General features: G+C 73.0%; 16 protein-coding genes. 9 read left to right on the plus strand and 7 right to left on the minus strand.

All coding sequences use genetic code 11. The annotated features are described in order from the left end of the window. Positions 1 to 38 precede the first annotated feature (38 nt). Complete coding sequence (locus V6U77_RS09745; protein WP_334605921.1) at positions 39 to 251, minus strand: hypothetical protein; 213 nt, start codon at positions 249 to 251, stop codon at positions 39 to 41. Between the two features lie 145 nt (positions 252 to 396). Further along, positions 397 to 1857, minus strand: coding sequence for an NYN domain-containing protein (locus V6U77_RS09750; RefSeq protein ID WP_334605922.1), 1461 nt, complete (start codon positions 1855 to 1857; stop codon positions 397 to 399). Between the two features lie 127 nt (positions 1858 to 1984). On the opposite strand from V6U77_RS09750, the gene V6U77_RS09755 reads away from it, so the two are divergent. From V6U77_RS09755 to V6U77_RS09775, 5 genes are all read left to right on the plus strand, one after another. After that, a complete protein-coding gene (locus tag V6U77_RS09755) occupies positions 1985 to 3739 on the plus strand; it encodes a DEDD exonuclease domain-containing protein (protein ID WP_334605923.1) in 1755 nt (584 codons plus the stop codon). Between the two features lie 129 nt (positions 3740 to 3868). After that, entirely contained in the window at positions 3869 to 5662 is a 1794-nt protein-coding gene (locus tag V6U77_RS09760) for a RelA/SpoT family protein (protein WP_334605939.1), read from the plus strand. Positions 5663 to 5715: 53 nt separating this feature from the next. Continuing rightward, positions 5716 to 6258 carry an NUDIX domain-containing protein gene (locus V6U77_RS09765; RefSeq protein ID WP_334605924.1) on the plus strand — a complete coding sequence of 181 codons (543 nt, stop codon included), beginning with the start codon at positions 5716 to 5718 and terminating at the stop codon, positions 6256 to 6258. A 59-nt stretch (positions 6259 to 6317) separates the two neighbouring features. Continuing rightward, entirely contained in the window at positions 6318 to 7187 is an 870-nt protein-coding gene (locus tag V6U77_RS09770; RefSeq protein WP_334605940.1) for a nucleotidyltransferase family protein, read from the plus strand. A gap of 36 nt (positions 7188 to 7223) precedes the next feature. Next, complete coding sequence (locus V6U77_RS09775; RefSeq protein WP_334605925.1) at positions 7224 to 7511, plus strand: Lrp/AsnC family transcriptional regulator; 288 nt, start codon at positions 7224 to 7226, stop codon at positions 7509 to 7511. An 89-nt stretch (positions 7512 to 7600) separates the two neighbouring features. On the opposite strand, the gene V6U77_RS09780 is transcribed toward V6U77_RS09775, so the two are convergent. The 5 genes from V6U77_RS09780 to ctaE form a co-directional block, all read right to left on the minus strand. Beyond that, on the minus strand, positions 7601 to 8275 hold the full coding sequence (locus V6U77_RS09780) for a DUF4142 domain-containing protein (RefSeq protein WP_334605926.1): 675 nt from the start codon (positions 8273 to 8275) through the stop codon (positions 7601 to 7603). A 178-nt stretch (positions 8276 to 8453) separates the two neighbouring features. Continuing rightward, positions 8454 to 10085 (minus strand): cytochrome bc1 complex cytochrome b subunit, encoded by a 1632-nt coding sequence (qcrB, locus tag V6U77_RS09785; RefSeq protein WP_334605927.1) that lies wholly within the window; start codon positions 10083 to 10085, stop codon positions 8454 to 8456. Further along, positions 10082 to 11170: a cytochrome bc1 complex Rieske iron-sulfur subunit gene (gene qcrA / locus V6U77_RS09790; protein ID WP_334605928.1), complete on the minus strand. Its 1089-nt coding sequence runs from the start codon at positions 11168 to 11170 to the stop codon at positions 10082 to 10084. The genes qcrB and qcrA overlap by 4 nt, the downstream gene beginning before the upstream one ends. Before the next feature lie 64 nt (positions 11171 to 11234). Further along, positions 11235 to 12068: a cytochrome bc1 complex diheme cytochrome c subunit gene (qcrC, locus tag V6U77_RS09795; protein ID WP_334605929.1), complete on the minus strand. Its 834-nt coding sequence runs from the start codon at positions 12066 to 12068 to the stop codon at positions 11235 to 11237. A gap of 72 nt (positions 12069 to 12140) precedes the next feature. Next, positions 12141 to 12740: an aa3-type cytochrome oxidase subunit III gene (gene ctaE / locus V6U77_RS09800; protein ID WP_334605930.1), complete on the minus strand. Its 600-nt coding sequence runs from the start codon at positions 12738 to 12740 to the stop codon at positions 12141 to 12143. A 108-nt stretch (positions 12741 to 12848) separates the two neighbouring features. On the opposite strand from ctaE, the gene V6U77_RS09805 reads away from it, so the two are divergent. The 4 genes from V6U77_RS09805 to V6U77_RS09820 all read left to right on the plus strand — a co-directional run bounded on the left by V6U77_RS09805 (position 12849) and on the right by V6U77_RS09820 (position 15853). Then, on the plus strand, positions 12849 to 13793 hold the full coding sequence (locus V6U77_RS09805) for a cytochrome c oxidase assembly protein (protein WP_334605931.1): 945 nt from the start codon (positions 12849 to 12851) through the stop codon (positions 13791 to 13793). A gap of 186 nt (positions 13794 to 13979) precedes the next feature. Further along, positions 13980 to 14375 (plus strand): hypothetical protein, encoded by a 396-nt coding sequence (locus V6U77_RS09810; protein ID WP_334605932.1) that lies wholly within the window; start codon positions 13980 to 13982, stop codon positions 14373 to 14375. An 84-nt stretch (positions 14376 to 14459) separates the two neighbouring features. Then, positions 14460 to 15506 (plus strand): anthranilate phosphoribosyltransferase, encoded by a 1047-nt coding sequence (gene trpD, locus V6U77_RS09815; protein WP_334605933.1) that lies wholly within the window; start codon positions 14460 to 14462, stop codon positions 15504 to 15506. Between the two features lie 143 nt (positions 15507 to 15649). Beyond that, positions 15650 to 15853, plus strand: a complete 204-nt coding sequence (locus V6U77_RS09820; RefSeq protein ID WP_334605934.1) for a hypothetical protein — start codon at positions 15650 to 15652, stop codon at positions 15851 to 15853. Positions 15854 to 15986 lie beyond the last annotated feature (133 nt).

Consider the following 15986-nt stretch of genomic DNA (forward strand, 5'->3'; position numbering starts at 1 on the left):
CGCCACCGGCCCCGGGGAACGGGCGTGGTCGGGGACCGTCACGCGACGCGCCGGCGTCCGGTGGGCCGCCCGGCCGGCCGGGGGGCGGGCAGCACCTCCACCTCGAACCCGGCCCGGGCGAACACCTCGATCGCCCGGGCCTCCGCGCCGCCCAGCTCGGCGGCCGGGGACGAATCGTCGAGCAGGACGGTCACGAGGCAGCCGGCGCAGCCGCTCCCCCGGATCTCGCACCCCGCACAGTCGATGAGCATCTCGCCTCCTGGTGCGCTGCGGCGACCGGGCGCGGCGTCACCGTCGCCACCCGAGCACCGTCGGTCACCACGAGGTTAGGCAGGGGGTACGACAGAAATGGGACAACGGGGTCGCGGACGGTCCGAAAGCGATCAAGAGCAACGATCAGGACCGGGCGAGGCGGCGCAGCAGCGAGTCGGCGCCGAGCGGGTAGGCGCCGTGCCGGCGTACGCCGTCGGCGACCTCGCGGTCCGAGGAGACCACCACCACCGGGCGGCCCGACGGCTCGGCGCGGACCAGGCGCCGGATCAGCTCGTCGGCGGTCTCGCCCTTGCGGGAGAAGAGCACCCGCACGCCGCGCGGCGTGGGCGGCAGCCCGTGCATCCGCTCGGCGCCGTCGAAGACCACCGTGACCTCGTCGCCGGTCTGCGCGGCGATCCCGCCGAGGCCGGTGATGAGCCGCTTGCGCTGCTGCTCCAGCGACATCTCGCCGAAGCCGCGCTTGGTCACGTTGTAGCCGTCGACGACGAGGTGCGCCCGGGGCAGCGCCAGCAGCTGGTCGAGGCGGGCCGGGTCGTCGGTGTCCCGGGCCCGCGTGGCGGTGCCGGCGGTCGTGGTGGCGGACTGGTCGGCGAAGGCGTCGGCGACGAAGTCGGCGGGCAGCTTGTCGACCGGGTCGAGCGCCAGCTCGCGGCGCAGCCCGACGGCCGCCTGCCCGATGGTCTCCAGCAGCAGCCACAGCCGGGCGTCGTCGACGGAGCGGGCCTCCTTGGCGGTGGCCCGGGCGACCCCGGCCGCCGCCTCGGCCTCGGCCAGCCGGGCCCGCACCCGGCGCAGCTCCGCGTCGGCGTCCGCCGCCGCCCGGGCGGCCCGGCCCCGCTCGGTGGCGAGCAGCTCGGTGGCCTTGCGTTCGCGGGCCTGCGTCTCGCGCAACGACCGGCTCAGCTGCCGGCTCTCCTCGCGTAGCTGACCGAGCTCCTCGCGGACCCGGGCCAGCTCGTCGCGGAGCTTCTCCGCCTCGACCCGGGCCACCGCCCGGTCGTGCTCGGCACGGGTGGCCCGCTGCTCGGCCTCGCGGACCAGTTCGGCGACGACCGCGCTGTCGGCCTCGGCGCGGACCGCCGCGCCGCTGGCCTCGATCAGCTCCCGCCAGCCCCGGGGTCGGGCCAGGTAGGCCAGCGCTGCCACCTCGACCGGGTCGGCGGCGGCCGGCGCCGTGCCCTCCAGCACGGCGGCGCCCAGGTCGCCGGTGTCGGCGAGCACCCGGGCGGTGATCCGCTGCCGGAACAGCGGGTCGCCGGTGAGCTGGGCGGCGATCGCCGGGGCACCGAGCCGGGCCCGGCGGTTGGGGGCGAACTTCGCGACCCGGCGCAGCGGCACCGGCACCTCGTCGACGGGCAGCCCGGGCAGCACCGCTGCGGTGAGCGCCACGATGCGCTGCCGGACCGGCTCGGGCAGGACCGGCTCCGGCTCGGGCGCGGACGCCGTAGCCTCGGACGCCTCCGCCTCGGACGCCGTGACCTCGGGGCCGCCGACCTCGTCCGGGGCGCCCCCACCGGTCTCGCGCGCAGCGTCGACCGGATCCTCCTGCCGGAGGCGGTCGTCGTGCGGCTCGGTGAGGGGCATGTGGCAAGTCTCCCACCGCGACCGGGCCCACCGCCCGGTGAGTGAGCCGATCTCTCATCCTAGACCGGTGGCGACGCCTGATGCGCTTGGGACGGGAGTGTCGGACCGGACCGCTAGCGTGCCGCCGATGGCAGAGACCGAGTACGTCCAGGAGCCCCTGGCCGGCTTCGACCCGGGCGCGGGCGGGATCGACCCGGCGCTGCCGCTCTACGCGACGACGTTCGTGGTGGTCGACCTGGAGACCACCGGCGGCGCGCCGGACGGCGGCGGGATCACCGAGATCGGCGCCGTCAAGGTGCGCGGCGGCGAGGAGCTGGGCGTGCTGGCCACCCTGGTCAACCCCGGCGTGCCCATCCCGCCCTTCATCACCGTGCTCACGGGCATCACCCAGGCCATGCTGGTGCCGGCCCCGCCGATCGAGCAGGTGTTGCCGAGCTTCCTGGAGTTCGTCACCGACGCCGTGCTGGTGGCCCACAACGCCCCCTACGACGTGGGCTTCCTCAAGGCCGCGTGCGCGAAGCACGGCTACCGCTGGCCCAACCCCCGGGTGCTCGACACCGCCGCGCTGGCCCGCCGGGTGCTCACCCGGGACGAGGTGCCCAACCGCAAGCTCGGCACCCTCGCGGCCTACTTCCGCACCGCCACCCAGCCGACCCACCGCGCGCTCGACGACGCCAAGGCCACCGTCGACGTGCTGCACGGGCTGATCGCCCGCCTGGCCGGGCACCGGGTCGACACCGTCGGCGACGCCATCGAGTTCGCCCGGGCGGTCACCCCGACCCAGCGGCGCAAGCGGCACCTGGCCGAGGGGCTGCCCAAGGCGCCGGGCGTCTACATCTTCCGGGCCGCCGACGACCGGCCGCTCTACGTCGGCACCTCCGGCGACATCGCCACCCGGGTGCGCAGCTACTTCACGGCGGCGGAGAAGCGGGCCCGGATCTCGGAGATGCTCGCCGCGGCGGAGCGGGTGGAGGCGGTGGAGTGCGCCCACGCGCTGGAGGCGGAGGTCCGCGAGCTGCGGCTGATCGGGGCGCACGCCCCGCCGTACAACCGGCGGTCGAAGTTCCCGGAGCGGATGCTCTGGCTGAAGCTGACCGACGGGCCCTACCCCCGGCTGTCGGTGGTGCGGGCCATCGCCCCCGGCGACACCGCCTACCTCGGGCCGTTCAGCTCGCGTCGGGCGGCGGAGCTGGCCGCCGCCGGCTTCCACGACGCCGTGCCGCTGCGCCAGTGCACCCACCGGCTGTCGCTGCGCACGGTCACGCCGGCCTGCGCGCTGGCCGAGCTGGGTCGCTGCCCGGCACCCTGCGAGCACCGGATCTCCCCCGAGGAGTACGACCTCCGGGCGGTCGCGCCGTTCCGCACCGCCACCACCAGCGATCCCCGACCGGTGGTCGACGCCCTGCTCGCCCGGATCGACGCGCTCTCGGGCGCCCAACGCTACGAGGAGGCGGCGGTGGCCCGGTCCCGCCTGGCGGCGGTGCTGCGGGCGACCGTACGGATGCAGCGGCTGACGGCGCTGACCGGCATCGCGGAGCTGGCCGCCGCGCGCCCGGCTGCCCGGGGCGGCTGGGAGCTGGCGCTGGTGCGGCACGGCCGGCTGGCCGGGGCGGGCGTCTCGCCTCCCGGCGTCCACCCCCGACCGACGATCGCGGCGATCCGGTCGACCGCCGAGACGGTCCTGCCCGGCCACGGCCCCGTCCCGTGTGCCTCGGCCGAGGAGACCGAACGCATCCTGTCCTGGTTGGAACGGCCGGAGACCCGGCTGGTGGAGATGTCGTCCGGGTGGGCGTCGCCGGTGGCCGGGGCGGCCCGCTTCCGTGACCTGTTGAGCAAGGCCGAAAACGCCGCGTCCCACCAAAGCTCGACCGAACGCCCATGACCAAGTGACCGATCGGACTACCTCGACTCCCTTAGGCTGTTAGAGAAGTGCAGTCCTGCCCGTTTCGTGGGCCTGCTCCCGGTTGCCGGGTGTCGGCAGCCGTGGAGCCGGGGTGAGGAGGTGTCCCACGTGGACGTCGACGCCGGACGCGGCGCAGCCCTGGGGGGCGCCCTTCCGACCCAACCGGGCGAGCTGCCGCTGGCCCGCCGGCTACGTTCGCTGCTGAGCTGGCCCACGGCCGACACCGACCCGGTCAGCCACCTCGTCCGGACCCACCGGACGATCCACCCCGGCACCGAGCCCTCGATGCTGCGCCGGGCCTACACCATCGCCGAGAACATGCACCGGGGGCAGTTCCGCAAGAGCGGCGAGCCCTACATCACCCACCCGCTGGCGGTGGCGCAGATCTGCGCCGAGATCGGCATGGACGCCACCACCCTGGTCGCCGCGCTGCTGCACGACACGGTGGAGGACACCCGCTACACCCTCCAGGCGCTCGCCGAGGACTTCGGGCGCGAGGTGGCGCACCTGGTCGACGGGGTGACCAAGTTCGACAAGGCGTTCTACGGCAAGGCCGCCGAGGCCGAGACGATCCGCAAGATGATCATCGCAGCGGGCAAGGACGTCCGGGTCCTGATCATCAAGCTGGCCGACCGGCTGCACAACATGCGCACCCTGGGCGTCCGGTCCGCCGCGTCCCGCGAGCGGATCGCCCGCAAGACGCAGGAGGTCCTGGTCCCGCTCTGCGACCGGCTGGGCATCCAGACGCTCAAGCGCGAACTCGACGACGTGGTGCTGCTGCACCTGGAGCCCGACGAGCACGCCCGGATCGCCCGGCACGTGCACGACCGGCCGGGCTGGGACGCGTACCTCGACGAGGTGGTCACCCGGGCGAAGTCGGCCCTGCGCCGCAGCCGGGTGGACGCGACGGTGACCCCCCGCCCGCGGCACCTCTACTCGATCTGGAAGGACACCGTGGCCGGTGGCCACAGCGCCCCCTTCGACCTGCCCCGCATCGTGATCGTGGTGGACGGTCCGGCGACCGACTGCTACGCGGCGCTGGGCGCGATCCACGGCGTCTGGCGGCCGGTCCCCGGCCGGTTCAAGGACTTCATCGCCTCCCCCAAGAACAACCTCTACCGCTCGCTGCACACCAGCGTCTGCGGGCCGAAGGACCGCACCGTGGAGGTGCTGATCCGCACCGAGGAGATGCACCGCTCGGCCGAGTACGGCGTCGCCGCCGACTTCCGCTTCCCGCGCTCCGGCAGCGGCACGGCCGCGGCCTGCACGGAGCAGCTCGACTGGCTGCGCCGGGTGCTCGACTGGGAGCAGGACACGGCCGACCCGGCCCAGTTCCTCGAGTCGCTGCGCTGTGACCTCGCCGAGGCGCAGATCCAGGTCTTCTCCGACGGACGACAGGTCGTGCTGCCCGCCGGGGCCACCCCGGTCGACCTCGCCTACGAACTGGGCACCGAGCGGGGCGACCACTGTCTCGCGGCGCGGATCAACGGCCGGCTGGCGCCGCTCTCCTCCGAACTGGACGAGGGCGACGTGGTGGAGATCTTCACCGAGACCGACGCGGCGAACGGCTTCGACGCCGCCGTCGCCCCCCGGGGCCCCCGCCGGGAGTGGCTGGGCTTCGTCAAGTCGCCGCAGGCGCAGATGCAGATCAGCCGGTGGTTCGCCGACCACACCGAGCCCGGCATCTCCATCACCGACAAGGTCCGCCTCGGCCGCGCCACCATCGGGCTGGCCCTGCGCAAGCACGACCGGGGCCTCGCCAGCGACCTGCCGCTGCTGCGGCTGTCGGAGGAGTTGGGCTACCCCGACCTGGAGACGCTGCTGGTCGCGGTGTTCGACCGGGTGATCGAGCCGGACACGGTCGTCTGCCAGCTCATCGACCTGGTGGACCACCGGCAGTGACGGGTCGCGGCCCGGGTGCGCCGAACGTTCCTCGCGGCCACTAGCCTGGACGCATGATCCCCCGCTCGCGCGCCACCGGCCGGGCCCTCGCCTACCAGGTCTTCTACCGGCTGCCCCTGCCGGTACGCCGCCGCCTGGTCCGGTTGGCCGTGCCGAAGTACATCGTCGGCGCCGTCACCCTGGTCCGGGACAGCGAGGCCGAGGGGGCGGGCCGCCTGCTGTTGCTGCGCCAGCCCCCCGGCAAGGGCTGGGGACTGCCCGCCGGCCTGTTGCAGAAGGGCGAGGCCCCGGTGGTGGGCGCCGCCCGCGAGCTGCACGAGGAGTCCGGGATCCGGCTCTCGCCCCGGCAGCTCAGCCCCGCCGTCCCCAACGCCGTCGTGCACGCCAAGGGCTGGGTCGACGTGGTGTTCACCGCCGAGGTGCCGGCGTCGAGCACCGAGTTGAAGGTCGACGGCGCCGAGGTCTTCGAGGCCGCCTGGCACCCCCTGGACGACCTGCCGAAGCTGACCTGGCCGACCGCCCGGCTGCTCGCCTACTACGACATCGGTCCGCTGGCCGGGCAGTTCCCGCCAGCGGTGCCCGACACGAGACCGTGAACGCCGGTCACGGCGTCGACGGCGACGCCGGCCGCGGGGCGACCCCGACCGCCGGCCGGGTGGAGGCGGAGGTCTGCGCGGTAGTGCTCGCCGCCGGCGAGGGCACCCGGCTGCGGCCGCTGACGCAGCGGCTACCCAAGGCGCTCTGCCCGGTGGGCAACGTGCCGCTGCTGGACCGGGCCCTGGACCGGCTGGCCGGGCTCGGCCTCGTCGGGCCCGACCGGGTCGCCGTCAACGCCTGCTACCTCGGCGACCAGGTCGTCGCGCACGTCGGGGGCCGCGCCCACCTCTCCGTGGAGCCGGGCGACCCGCTCGGCACCGCCGGTGGGGTGGCGAACCTGCGGGAGTGGATCGCCGGGCGCGGGGTCCTGGTCGGCAACGCCGACGCCTACCTCGCCGACCCGGTACGCCCGCCGGGCCCCGACATCGCCGCGCTGCTGCACGGCTGGGACGGCGACTCCGTACGCCTGCTCGGCCGACCCGCCGCCGACCCGGCGGCACCCGGCACCTTCGACGGCCACGTGTTCACCGGCTTCTCGCTGCTGCCGTGGCGGCTGGTGCGGGAGTTGCCGCCCGGATTCGGCGACCTCGTCCGGACCGTCTGGCGTCCGGCGGAGGCGGCCGGCGCGCTGAGCGTCGTGCCGTACGCCGGCACGTTCTACGACACCGGCACCCCGGCCGACTACCTGGCGGCCAACCTGCACGCCAGCGGCGGCGGCAACCTGGTGGACCCGACGGCCACCGTGACCGGCCGCTGCCGGTCGGCGGTGATCGGCGCGGGGGCGGTCGTCCACGGCGAGGTGGAGCGGGTGGTCGTCTGGCCCGGGGCCACCGTCGGTCCCGGCGAACGCCTGCGCGACGCCGTCCGCGTCGGCACGTCCCTCACCGTCCCCGGCACACCACCGCCTGAGGGCGGGGGGAACATCTAGCATGGGCGACGACGCCGACGAACGGAGAAATGCCCCGTGATCACCGCGATCGTGCTGATCGACTGCGCCACCGACTCGATCCCCGAGGTGGCCGAGAACCTGGCCAACCTGCCCGGTGTCAGCGAGGTCTACTCGGTTGCCGGCCACGTCGACCTGATCGCGATGGTCCGGGTCCGGGAGTTCGAGCAGATCGCCCAGGTGATCGCCGGCAGCATCTCCAAGGTCCCGGGGGTGCTCAACACCGAGTCGCACATCGCCTTCCGGGCGTACTCCCAGCACGACCTGGAGTCGGCGTTCGCGATCGGCCTCGCGAACGCCGACTGACGCGGACGCCGCCACGGGCCGGGCGAGGGGGACGCGCGACGGGCGGCCCACCCCGTGAAGGATGGACCGGCCGCCGTGGTGCGCGGACGTCAGCTCTGCGCGGGAGCCGGCGTCTCGACCGTGCCACCCGGAGCCGGCGACTCGGTAGTGCCGCCCGGAGCCGGGGTCTCGGTGGTGCCGCCCGGAGCCGGCGTCGTGCCGCCCGGGCTCGGGGTGCCGCTGGCGCTGGTCTGCGGCACCGGGATGCCCAACTGCTCCGCCAGCTGCACCAGCGCGTCGTAGTGCGCCTGCAGGGTCGGCAGGGCGGTCTGGGCCAGCTGGACCACCGACTGCTCGGAGCCCTGCGAGATCTCCGTCTGGGTGGCCTGGATGGCCTGGACGTGGCCGGCCAGCTCGCTGGTCACCCAGAGCCGGTCGAACTCCTCGCCGCTGGCGTTGTTGAGCTGGTCGATGACGGACTGCTGGTCCGCGGTGGGCTCGCTCGGCAACTCCACGCCGAGCTGGGACGCGGTCTGCTGCACCGTCTGGTCGAGCTGGGTGTGGTCCGTCTTGAGGCGGGCCCCCAGATCCTTGACCCCCTGGTTCTGACCCTTCTGCTGGGCCAGGTCACCAGCGGTGATCTCGAACAGGTTGACCTGGTGCACGGCCTGCAGGTACTGGGTGTCCTGCTGTGACGGCTGCACCGCGGCCTGCGCCGCCGCGGCCGGCGCGACTCCCACCAGCACCAGTGCGGCCAGCAGGCCGAGGCGTTTGATACCCAACATGCTTTCCCCCCCTTGAGAACGTTGGACCGCACGGATACCCGGCTGACCGGGGTTATTCCTGCGATCCCCCGACGGGGGAGACGACCGCCGAGACGCCGGTGTCGGCGCGTCGGCGACGCAAACGGACGTGGCGCCCGCCGGAGGAATCCGGTGGGCGCCACGTCGGGATGTCGCGGGATCAGCGGCGGCTCTCGCCGCTGCCGATCTCCTCCCGCTCGGCGCGGGGCTCGACCGGCGGGTGGCCCGGCGAGACCGGCGCCTCGGCCGGCTTCTCGATCGGGTAGAAGAAGCCCCGGATGGCCGGGCCGAGGGCGCCGAGCCGGTTCATCTTCTTCGGCACGACCCAGCCGGCGTACGGCAGCGCGCCGTGGCCGTCGCCGTGACCGTCGGCCGCCGCGAGCGGCTGGTGCACCTCTTCGAACCGGCCGTCCGGCAGGCGCCGGATGATGCCGGTCTCGACACCGTGCGCCAGCACCTCCCGGTCGTGCTGCTGCAGGCCCAGGCAGATCCGGTAGGCGACGTAGTACGCCAGCGGCGGCAGGACGAGCAGGCCGATCCGGCCGGCCCAGGTCATCGCGTTCAGGCTGATCTGGAACTTGTCGGCGATGACGTCGTTGGCGCCGGAGAGGGTCAGCACGATGAAGAACGCCAGCGCCATGGCGCCCAGGCCGGTGCGGGCCGGCACGTCGCGGGGCCGCTGGAGCAGGTTGTGGCTCCTGGTGTCCTTGAGCCGTCGGGCCTCCAGGAACGGATAGAGCGTCGACAGGCCGACCAGGATGCCCGGCAGCACGACCGTCGGCCAGAACAGCGGCGGGATCACGTACCCGTCGCCGATCGGAATGTTGATCTCCCAGTTGGGCATCAGACGCGTCGAGCCGTCGAGGAACATGACGTACCAGTCGGGCTGGCTGGCGGCCGAGACCACCCACGCCTCGTACGGGCCGAACAGCCAGATCGGGTTGATCTGGAACAGGCCGCCCATCAGTGCGATCACGCCGAAGACGACCATGAAGAAGCCGCCCTGCTTGATCGCGTAGCGGGGGAACATCCGCTCGCCGACCACGTTGCCGTTGGTCCGGCCGGGGCCGGGCCACTGGGTGTGCTTCTGCTTGAAGACCAGGCCCAGGTGGGCGCCGATCAGCGCCAGCAGCAGGCCCGGGACGAGCAGCACGTGGGCGATGTAGAACCGGCTGATGATGATCGTGCCCGGGAACTCCCCACCGAAGATCGACGAGGTGACCCAGGAGCCGATCACCGGGATGGAGAGCATGATCGCCGAGGCGATCCGCAGACCGGTGCCGGAGAGGCCGTCGTCCGGCAGCGAGTAGCCGGTGAAGCCGGCGAGGAAGCCGACCCAGAACAGCAGCGAACCGATGATCCAGTTGGTCTCACGCGGCTTGCGGAACGCGCCGGTGAAGAAGACCCGGAGCATGTGCACCACGATGGCGGCCATGAACAGCAGCGCCGACCAGTGGTGCATCTGCCGCATGATCAGGCCACCGCGGACGTCGAACGAGATGTCCAGGCTGGAGGCGTACGCGGCCGACATCGGCGTGCCCCGCAGGGGGGCGTAGCTGCCGTTGTAGACCACCTCGGTCATCGCCGGCTCGTAGAAGAACGTCAGGAAGACGCCGGTCAGCAGCAGGACGACGAACGAGAACAGCGCGATCTCGCCCAGCAGGAAGGACCAGTGGTCCGGGAAGACCTTGTTCAGCAGCCGGCGCAGCGGGGTGGCCACCTGGAAGCGGTCGTCCACTCCCCGGGCGGCGTTCCCCGGCACTGCTGCCCTGTCAAACTTGCGCCGCTTCACGGCCGCTCCCAGAAGTCGGGCCCGACGGTCTCGGTGTAGTCGGACTTGGCCACGAAGTAGCCCTCGGAGTCCACCTCGATCGGCAGCTGCGGCAGCCGTCGGCTGGCCGGACCGAAGATGGGCCGGGCGTTGTCGGTGATCAGGAACTGCGACTGGTGGCACGGGCAGAGCAGGCGGTTCGTCTGCTGCTCGTACAGGCTCGCCGGGCAGCCGGCGTGCGTGCAGATCTTCGAGAACGCGGCGTAGTTGCCCCACATGTAGTCGCCGTGGTTCTCCCGCTCGTTGGCCCGGCGCGACTTCTGCGCGTCGGAGTCGCGCAGGTGGATCAGCAGGGTCGGCGAGTCGGCGTGCAGGTTGCTCACGCCGTGCGGGATGCCGGGGAAGACGGTGATCTGGCCGCCCGCGCTGACGTCCGCCGGGCGGACCGGCCGGCCGTCCTCGCGGACCAGGCGGATCTTCGCGCCGTTCTCGGCCGGGGCGAACCCGGTCGTGAACATCTGGTTGTTCTTGTGCGGCTGGGAGATCAGGCCGCCGACCAGCGGGGCCGCGGCGATCGCCCCGACCGGCGCGAGGCCCGCCAGCAGCGAGATGCCGAGCAGCGGACGGCGCTTCACGCCCAACTCGTCGGCCATGTAGAGCATGGTCTGGCCGGTGATGATCCGGTCGTCGGAGGCGACGGCGCCCTCGTGCCGGTCCTGGATCGAGACCTCCTTCGGCAGCAGCTTCTTGCCCCAGGTCAGGATGCCGAAGCCGATGCCGAGCAGGGCCACGCCGAGGGTGACGCCGAGCAGCGGGGTGTAGAACTTGTCGCCGCCGTTGCCCGGGCGGTATTCCCACGGCCACCAGATGAAGACGACCAGGAAGGCGGTCGCCGCCAGGCCGGTCAGCAGGAAGAACGAGGCGATGGTACGGGTCAGCCGGCGCTCGGCCTTGCTGCCCGGCGCGACCTGCGGCTCGTAGTGGACGATCTCGATGTCGTCCCGGCGCGCGCCCTCGCGGACGATGTCGAACTGGCTGAGCCCGGGGGTGTTCACGTCGAGCGGCTCCCGGCCCTGCTGAGCCTGGTGCTCGGTGTGCGTGGTCATGCCGTCACCTCGCTACGCGCGCCGGGCTGCGGCACCACGGCACTGAATCGGATGAGCCGCCCGGTCACGACTTGCCCGCAATCCACAGGCTCGCGAAGACGAGCGCGACGATGCCCACCAGGAAGATCGCCAGTCCCTCGGTGGACGGCCCGTACCGACCGAGGTTGAAGCCGCCCGGGTCACCGTCGTGCTTCAGGGTCTCCTGGATGTAGGCGATGAGGTCCGCCTTCTGGTCCGGGGAGATCTGGTTGTCGCCGAAGACCGGCATGTTCTGCGGGCCGCTCAGCATGGCGGCGTAGATCTGCCGGTCGGTGGCCGGACGCAGGCTCGGCGCGTACTTGCCGGAGGAGAGGGCACCGCCGCCACCGCCGAAGGCGTGGCACTGCGCGCAGTTGATCCGGAACAGCTCGCCACCGGCCGCGACGTTGCCGTCGGCGTGCAGGTTGTCGCCGTCGGGCACCACGGGGCCGCCGCCGAGCTCCTGGACGTACTGCGCGAGCTGGCGGACCTCCTCGTCGGTGAACAGCTCCGGCTTGCGCTGGGCCTGGGCCTCCTGCCGGGCCATCGGCATGCGGCCGGAGCCGACCTGGAACTCGACCGAGGCCCCGCCGACGCCGATCAGGCTCGGTCCGCGCCCCTCGACGCCCTGGGCGTTGCGACCGTGACAGGTCACACAGCTCACGTCGAACAGCGCCTTGCCCTCGGCGGCGGCACCGGTGAGCGGGGTGTCCTGCGCCTGCGCGCCGGGGGCGAAGACGGTGTAGGCGCCGCCGGCGAGCATCAGCGCGGCGAGCAGCCGGACCGCGGCGCCCAGCCGGCGGCGGCCCCTGCTGCGCGCCGCGGGCCGCTCGCGCAGCCGCGCGAGCAGACCGCGTCGGCGGTCGTTGTCAGAAGTCATGACCTGTGTCCTTAACCGGTTGGACCTTGTCTCAGGGGACGGAGCAGCGGCGCGGTTCGTGACGCGCCAAGATCACTGAAGCCAGTAGATCATGAAATAGAGCCCGATCCACACGACGTCGACGAAGTGCCAGTAGTAGGACACGACGATCGCCGACGTGGCCTGAGCCGGGGTGAACCGGCCCATGGTGGTGCGGATCATGAAGATGACGAAGGCGACCAGACCGCCGGCCACGTGCAGGCCGTGGAAGCCGGTGGTGAGGTAGAACATCGATCCGTAGCCGTCTTCGTTGATCTTGATGCCCTCGTGCACCAGCTCGCGGTACTCGTTGAGCTGGCCGAGGACGAAGATCAGGCCCATCACGAAGGTGACCGTGAACCAGCGCCGCAGCGCGTGGACGTCACCCTTTTCCGCGGCGAACACACCGAGCTGGCAGGTCACCGACGACAACACCAGGATCACCGTGAAGGTGGTCGCGTAGGGGATGTTGAGGTGCTCGGTGTGCTTCGCCCACTGCTCCGGCGCCGCCGCACGGATGGAGAAGTACATCGCGAACAGCGCCGCGAAGAACATGAGTTCGCTGGAGAGCCACACGATCGTCCCGACGCTGACCATGTTGGGTCGGGTCAGGGAGTGGATCCGGCTCTTGTCAATGGCTGGGGCCGCAGTCACGCGGTCATTATTGCCCTTGACCGGGGCCGGCGATCAGCGGGGGGCCAAACCCGTGGCATCCACAGCCCGATCGGGGCAGTCCGGTTCGCCTGACCTAGGCTGAAAAGCGTGCTGCACGCCGATCCCATCTCCGCCGCAGCCGCCGTCGCCGCGCCGGCGGCGATCGCGGCCACGCCGCCGCCGTTCACCGTGACCTCGGTGTTCACCGAAACCAAGCTGGACAGCTGGCTGGCCGTCTGCCTGGTGCTGGCCGCCGGCGTCTACCTCTACGGGGTGCACCGGCTGCGGATCCGGGGCGACCGGTGGCCGCTCGCCAGGACGGTCTTCTTCCTCGGTCCCGGCCTCGGCGGCATCGCGGCGGTCACCGTCAGCGGCCTGCACGCGTACGACACCGCGCTGCTGTCGGTGCACATGGTCCAGCACATGGTGCTCTCGATGATCGCGCCGATCTTCCTCGCGCTGGGCGCGCCGGTGACGCTCGCCCTGCGCACCCTGCCGCCACGGCCCCGCAAGCGGCTGCTGGCGGTCGTGCACAGCCGCGTCGCGCGGATCTACAGCTTCCCGCTGGTGGCGTTCACCATCTTCGTGGTCAACCCGTTCGCGCTCTACTTCACCGACCTGTACCGCTACACCCTGGAGCACGTGTGGGCGCACGAGGTCGTGCACGCGCACTTCATCCTGACCGGCTGCGTGTTCTTCTGGCCACTGCTCGGCCTCGACCCGCTGCCGGGCCGCTGGCCGTATCCGGCCCGGGCGCTGCTGATGCTGCTCTCCGTGCCCTTCCACACCGTGCTCGGGCTCACCATCATGCAGAGCAGCACGCTCTTCGGCGGCGACTGGTACCCGTCGCTCGGGCTGACCTGGTCGGACCCGTGGCAGGACCAGGTGGTCGCCGGCGGCATCCTCTGGGCCGGCGGCGAGTTCGTCAGCGTGACCATGCTGGCCGTGCTCGTCGTGCAGTGGATGCGCCACGCCGAGCGGGAGGCGCGCCGCGTCGACCGCGACCTGGACCGCCAGGAGGCCCGTCAGCGCGCCGCGGGGTCCACCGCCTGAGCCGTGTCGGCGGCACGTCCCGGCACCGCCACCGGCCGCACGTCGCACACCTCACACCGACCGGTACGATCAGCGGGCAGCTACGAGGTGGGAGCAAGTCCAGCCAATGAGTGCGCGCAGTGAACGAGTCATCAAGCTCAGTCTGATGGTGCCCCCTTGCGGCACGGAGCGAAGCGGAGTGCCGGCATGAGCGATCGTCTTTGCACCGTCCTGCTCTACAGCGACGACCCGGCGGTCCGCGACCGGATGCGGCTCGCCGTCGGGCCGCGTCCCGCGCCCGGTCTGCGGGTCGAGTTCGTCGACGCGTCCACCTACGCCGAGTGCATCCGGCTCGTCGACGACTACGAGATCGACCTGCTGGTGCTCGACGGCGAGGCGAGCCCGGGCGGCGGCATCGGCATCGCCCGGCAGGTCAAGGACGACCGGGACGACGCTCCCCCGACCTGCGTGGTGATCGCCCGCGCCGCCGACCGGTGGCTCGCGGCCTACGCCGAGGTCGACGCCACCCTGGTGCACCCGCTCGACCCGGTGACCACCGGCACCACGGTGGCCGAGCTGCTGCGGGCGCACGCACCCGCCTGACGTCCTCCGCTCCGGCCGCCAGGCGCCGGGCCGACCGGTGCCGGTTCCATCCCACCCGCATCTCGTACGCTCGGGAGGCCCGCCATGGGCGATCGGACCTGGCCGCACCTGCTCAACGCGCTGCTGCGCGGCGAGGAGCTTCCCGCCGCCGACACCGCGTGGGCGATGGGCGAGATCATGGCCGGCTCCGCCGCCCCGGCGCAGATGGCGGGCTTCGTCGTCGCGCTGCGCGCCAAGGGCGAGACCCCGGCCGAGTTGACCGGCCTGGTGGAGACGATGCTCGGCCGGGCGGTCCCGGTCGAGCTTCCGGACGAGCTGCGCGCCACCGCCCTCGACGTGGTCGGCACCGGTGGTGACCTCGCGCACACGGTCAACATCTCGACGATGGCCTCGCTCGTGGTGGCCGGCGCCGGCGTCCGCGTGGTCAAGCACGGCAACCGCGCGGCCTCGTCCTCGTGCGGCACCGCCGACGTGCTGGAGTTCCTCGGCGTGCCGCTCGACCTGGGGCCGGAGGGGGTGGCCCACTGCGTCGCGGAGGCGGGCATCGGGTTCTGCTTCGCGGCCCGGTTCCATCCCGGCATGCGGCACACCGGCCCGGTGCGCCGGGAGCTGGGCGTGCCCACCGTGTTCAACTTCCTCGGCCCGCTCACCAACCCGGCGCGGCCCCGCGCCGCGGCGGTCGGCTGCTTCGACCGCCGGATGGCCCGGGTGATGGCCGACGTCTTCGCCGCCCGGGGCGATTCGGTGCTGGTCATGCGCGGCGAGGACGGGCTGGACGAGTTCACCACCGCCGCTCCCACCCGCCTCTGGGTGGCCCAGGGCGGCGCCGTCAGGGAGACGGTGCTGGACGCGACCGACCTCGGGGTACCCCGGGCCACCCTGGCTGACCTGCGGGGCGGTGACGCCGCTTTCAACGCCGACGTGGTCCGCCGGCTGCTCTCCGGTGAGACCGGCCCGGTGCGCGACGCCGTCCTGGTCAACGCGGCGGCGGCGCTGGCCACCCAGGGCCCGCTCGACGGCGACCTCACCGAGGCGCTGCGGGCCGGGCTGGACCGGGCCGCCGAGTCCGTCGACTCCGGGGCCGCCGCCCGCGTCCTCGACCGCTGGATCCAGGTCGCGCGGTCCCTCTGACGCCGGTGCCGCCCGGAGGTTGTCGGACCCCCGTGGGAAACTACAGCTGAGTGATTCCCACATCCGTCCTGCGCCGTCGAAGGCGGCACTCCCCAGGGGCGTGCGCGGCACCCCCCGCGGGACCGGAACGAGAGGAGACGCCCGTGTCGGAGCGCGAGCTCTACTGCGACACCTGCGAGGGCGTTGAGCCGTTCGAGGCGCCCCCGTGCGCCGACGGCCACGGCGCCGACTGCCCCGAGCTGCTCTGCACGGGATGCGGCGCGGCCGTGCTGTTCGCCGCCGTGACGGTCCCGCTGGTGCGCCCGACCGACCGGCGCCGCCGGTCCGACCGGCGCAACGCCGCCTGAACGGCGGCCCCGCACGCCGGGCGGCCCCCGCCGGGTGCCGCAACGCCCGGCCCGTGGGTCCCGCTCCCGGACGACCGAAGGGCCGCCCCCCCCCCGGGGGGGGGCGTTCTTGCCGTCGTGGTGGGGGGGGGGG

Source organism: Micromonospora sp. CPCC 205546 (assembly GCF_036902715.1).
GTDB lineage: Bacteria > Actinomycetota > Actinomycetes > Mycobacteriales > Micromonosporaceae > Micromonospora.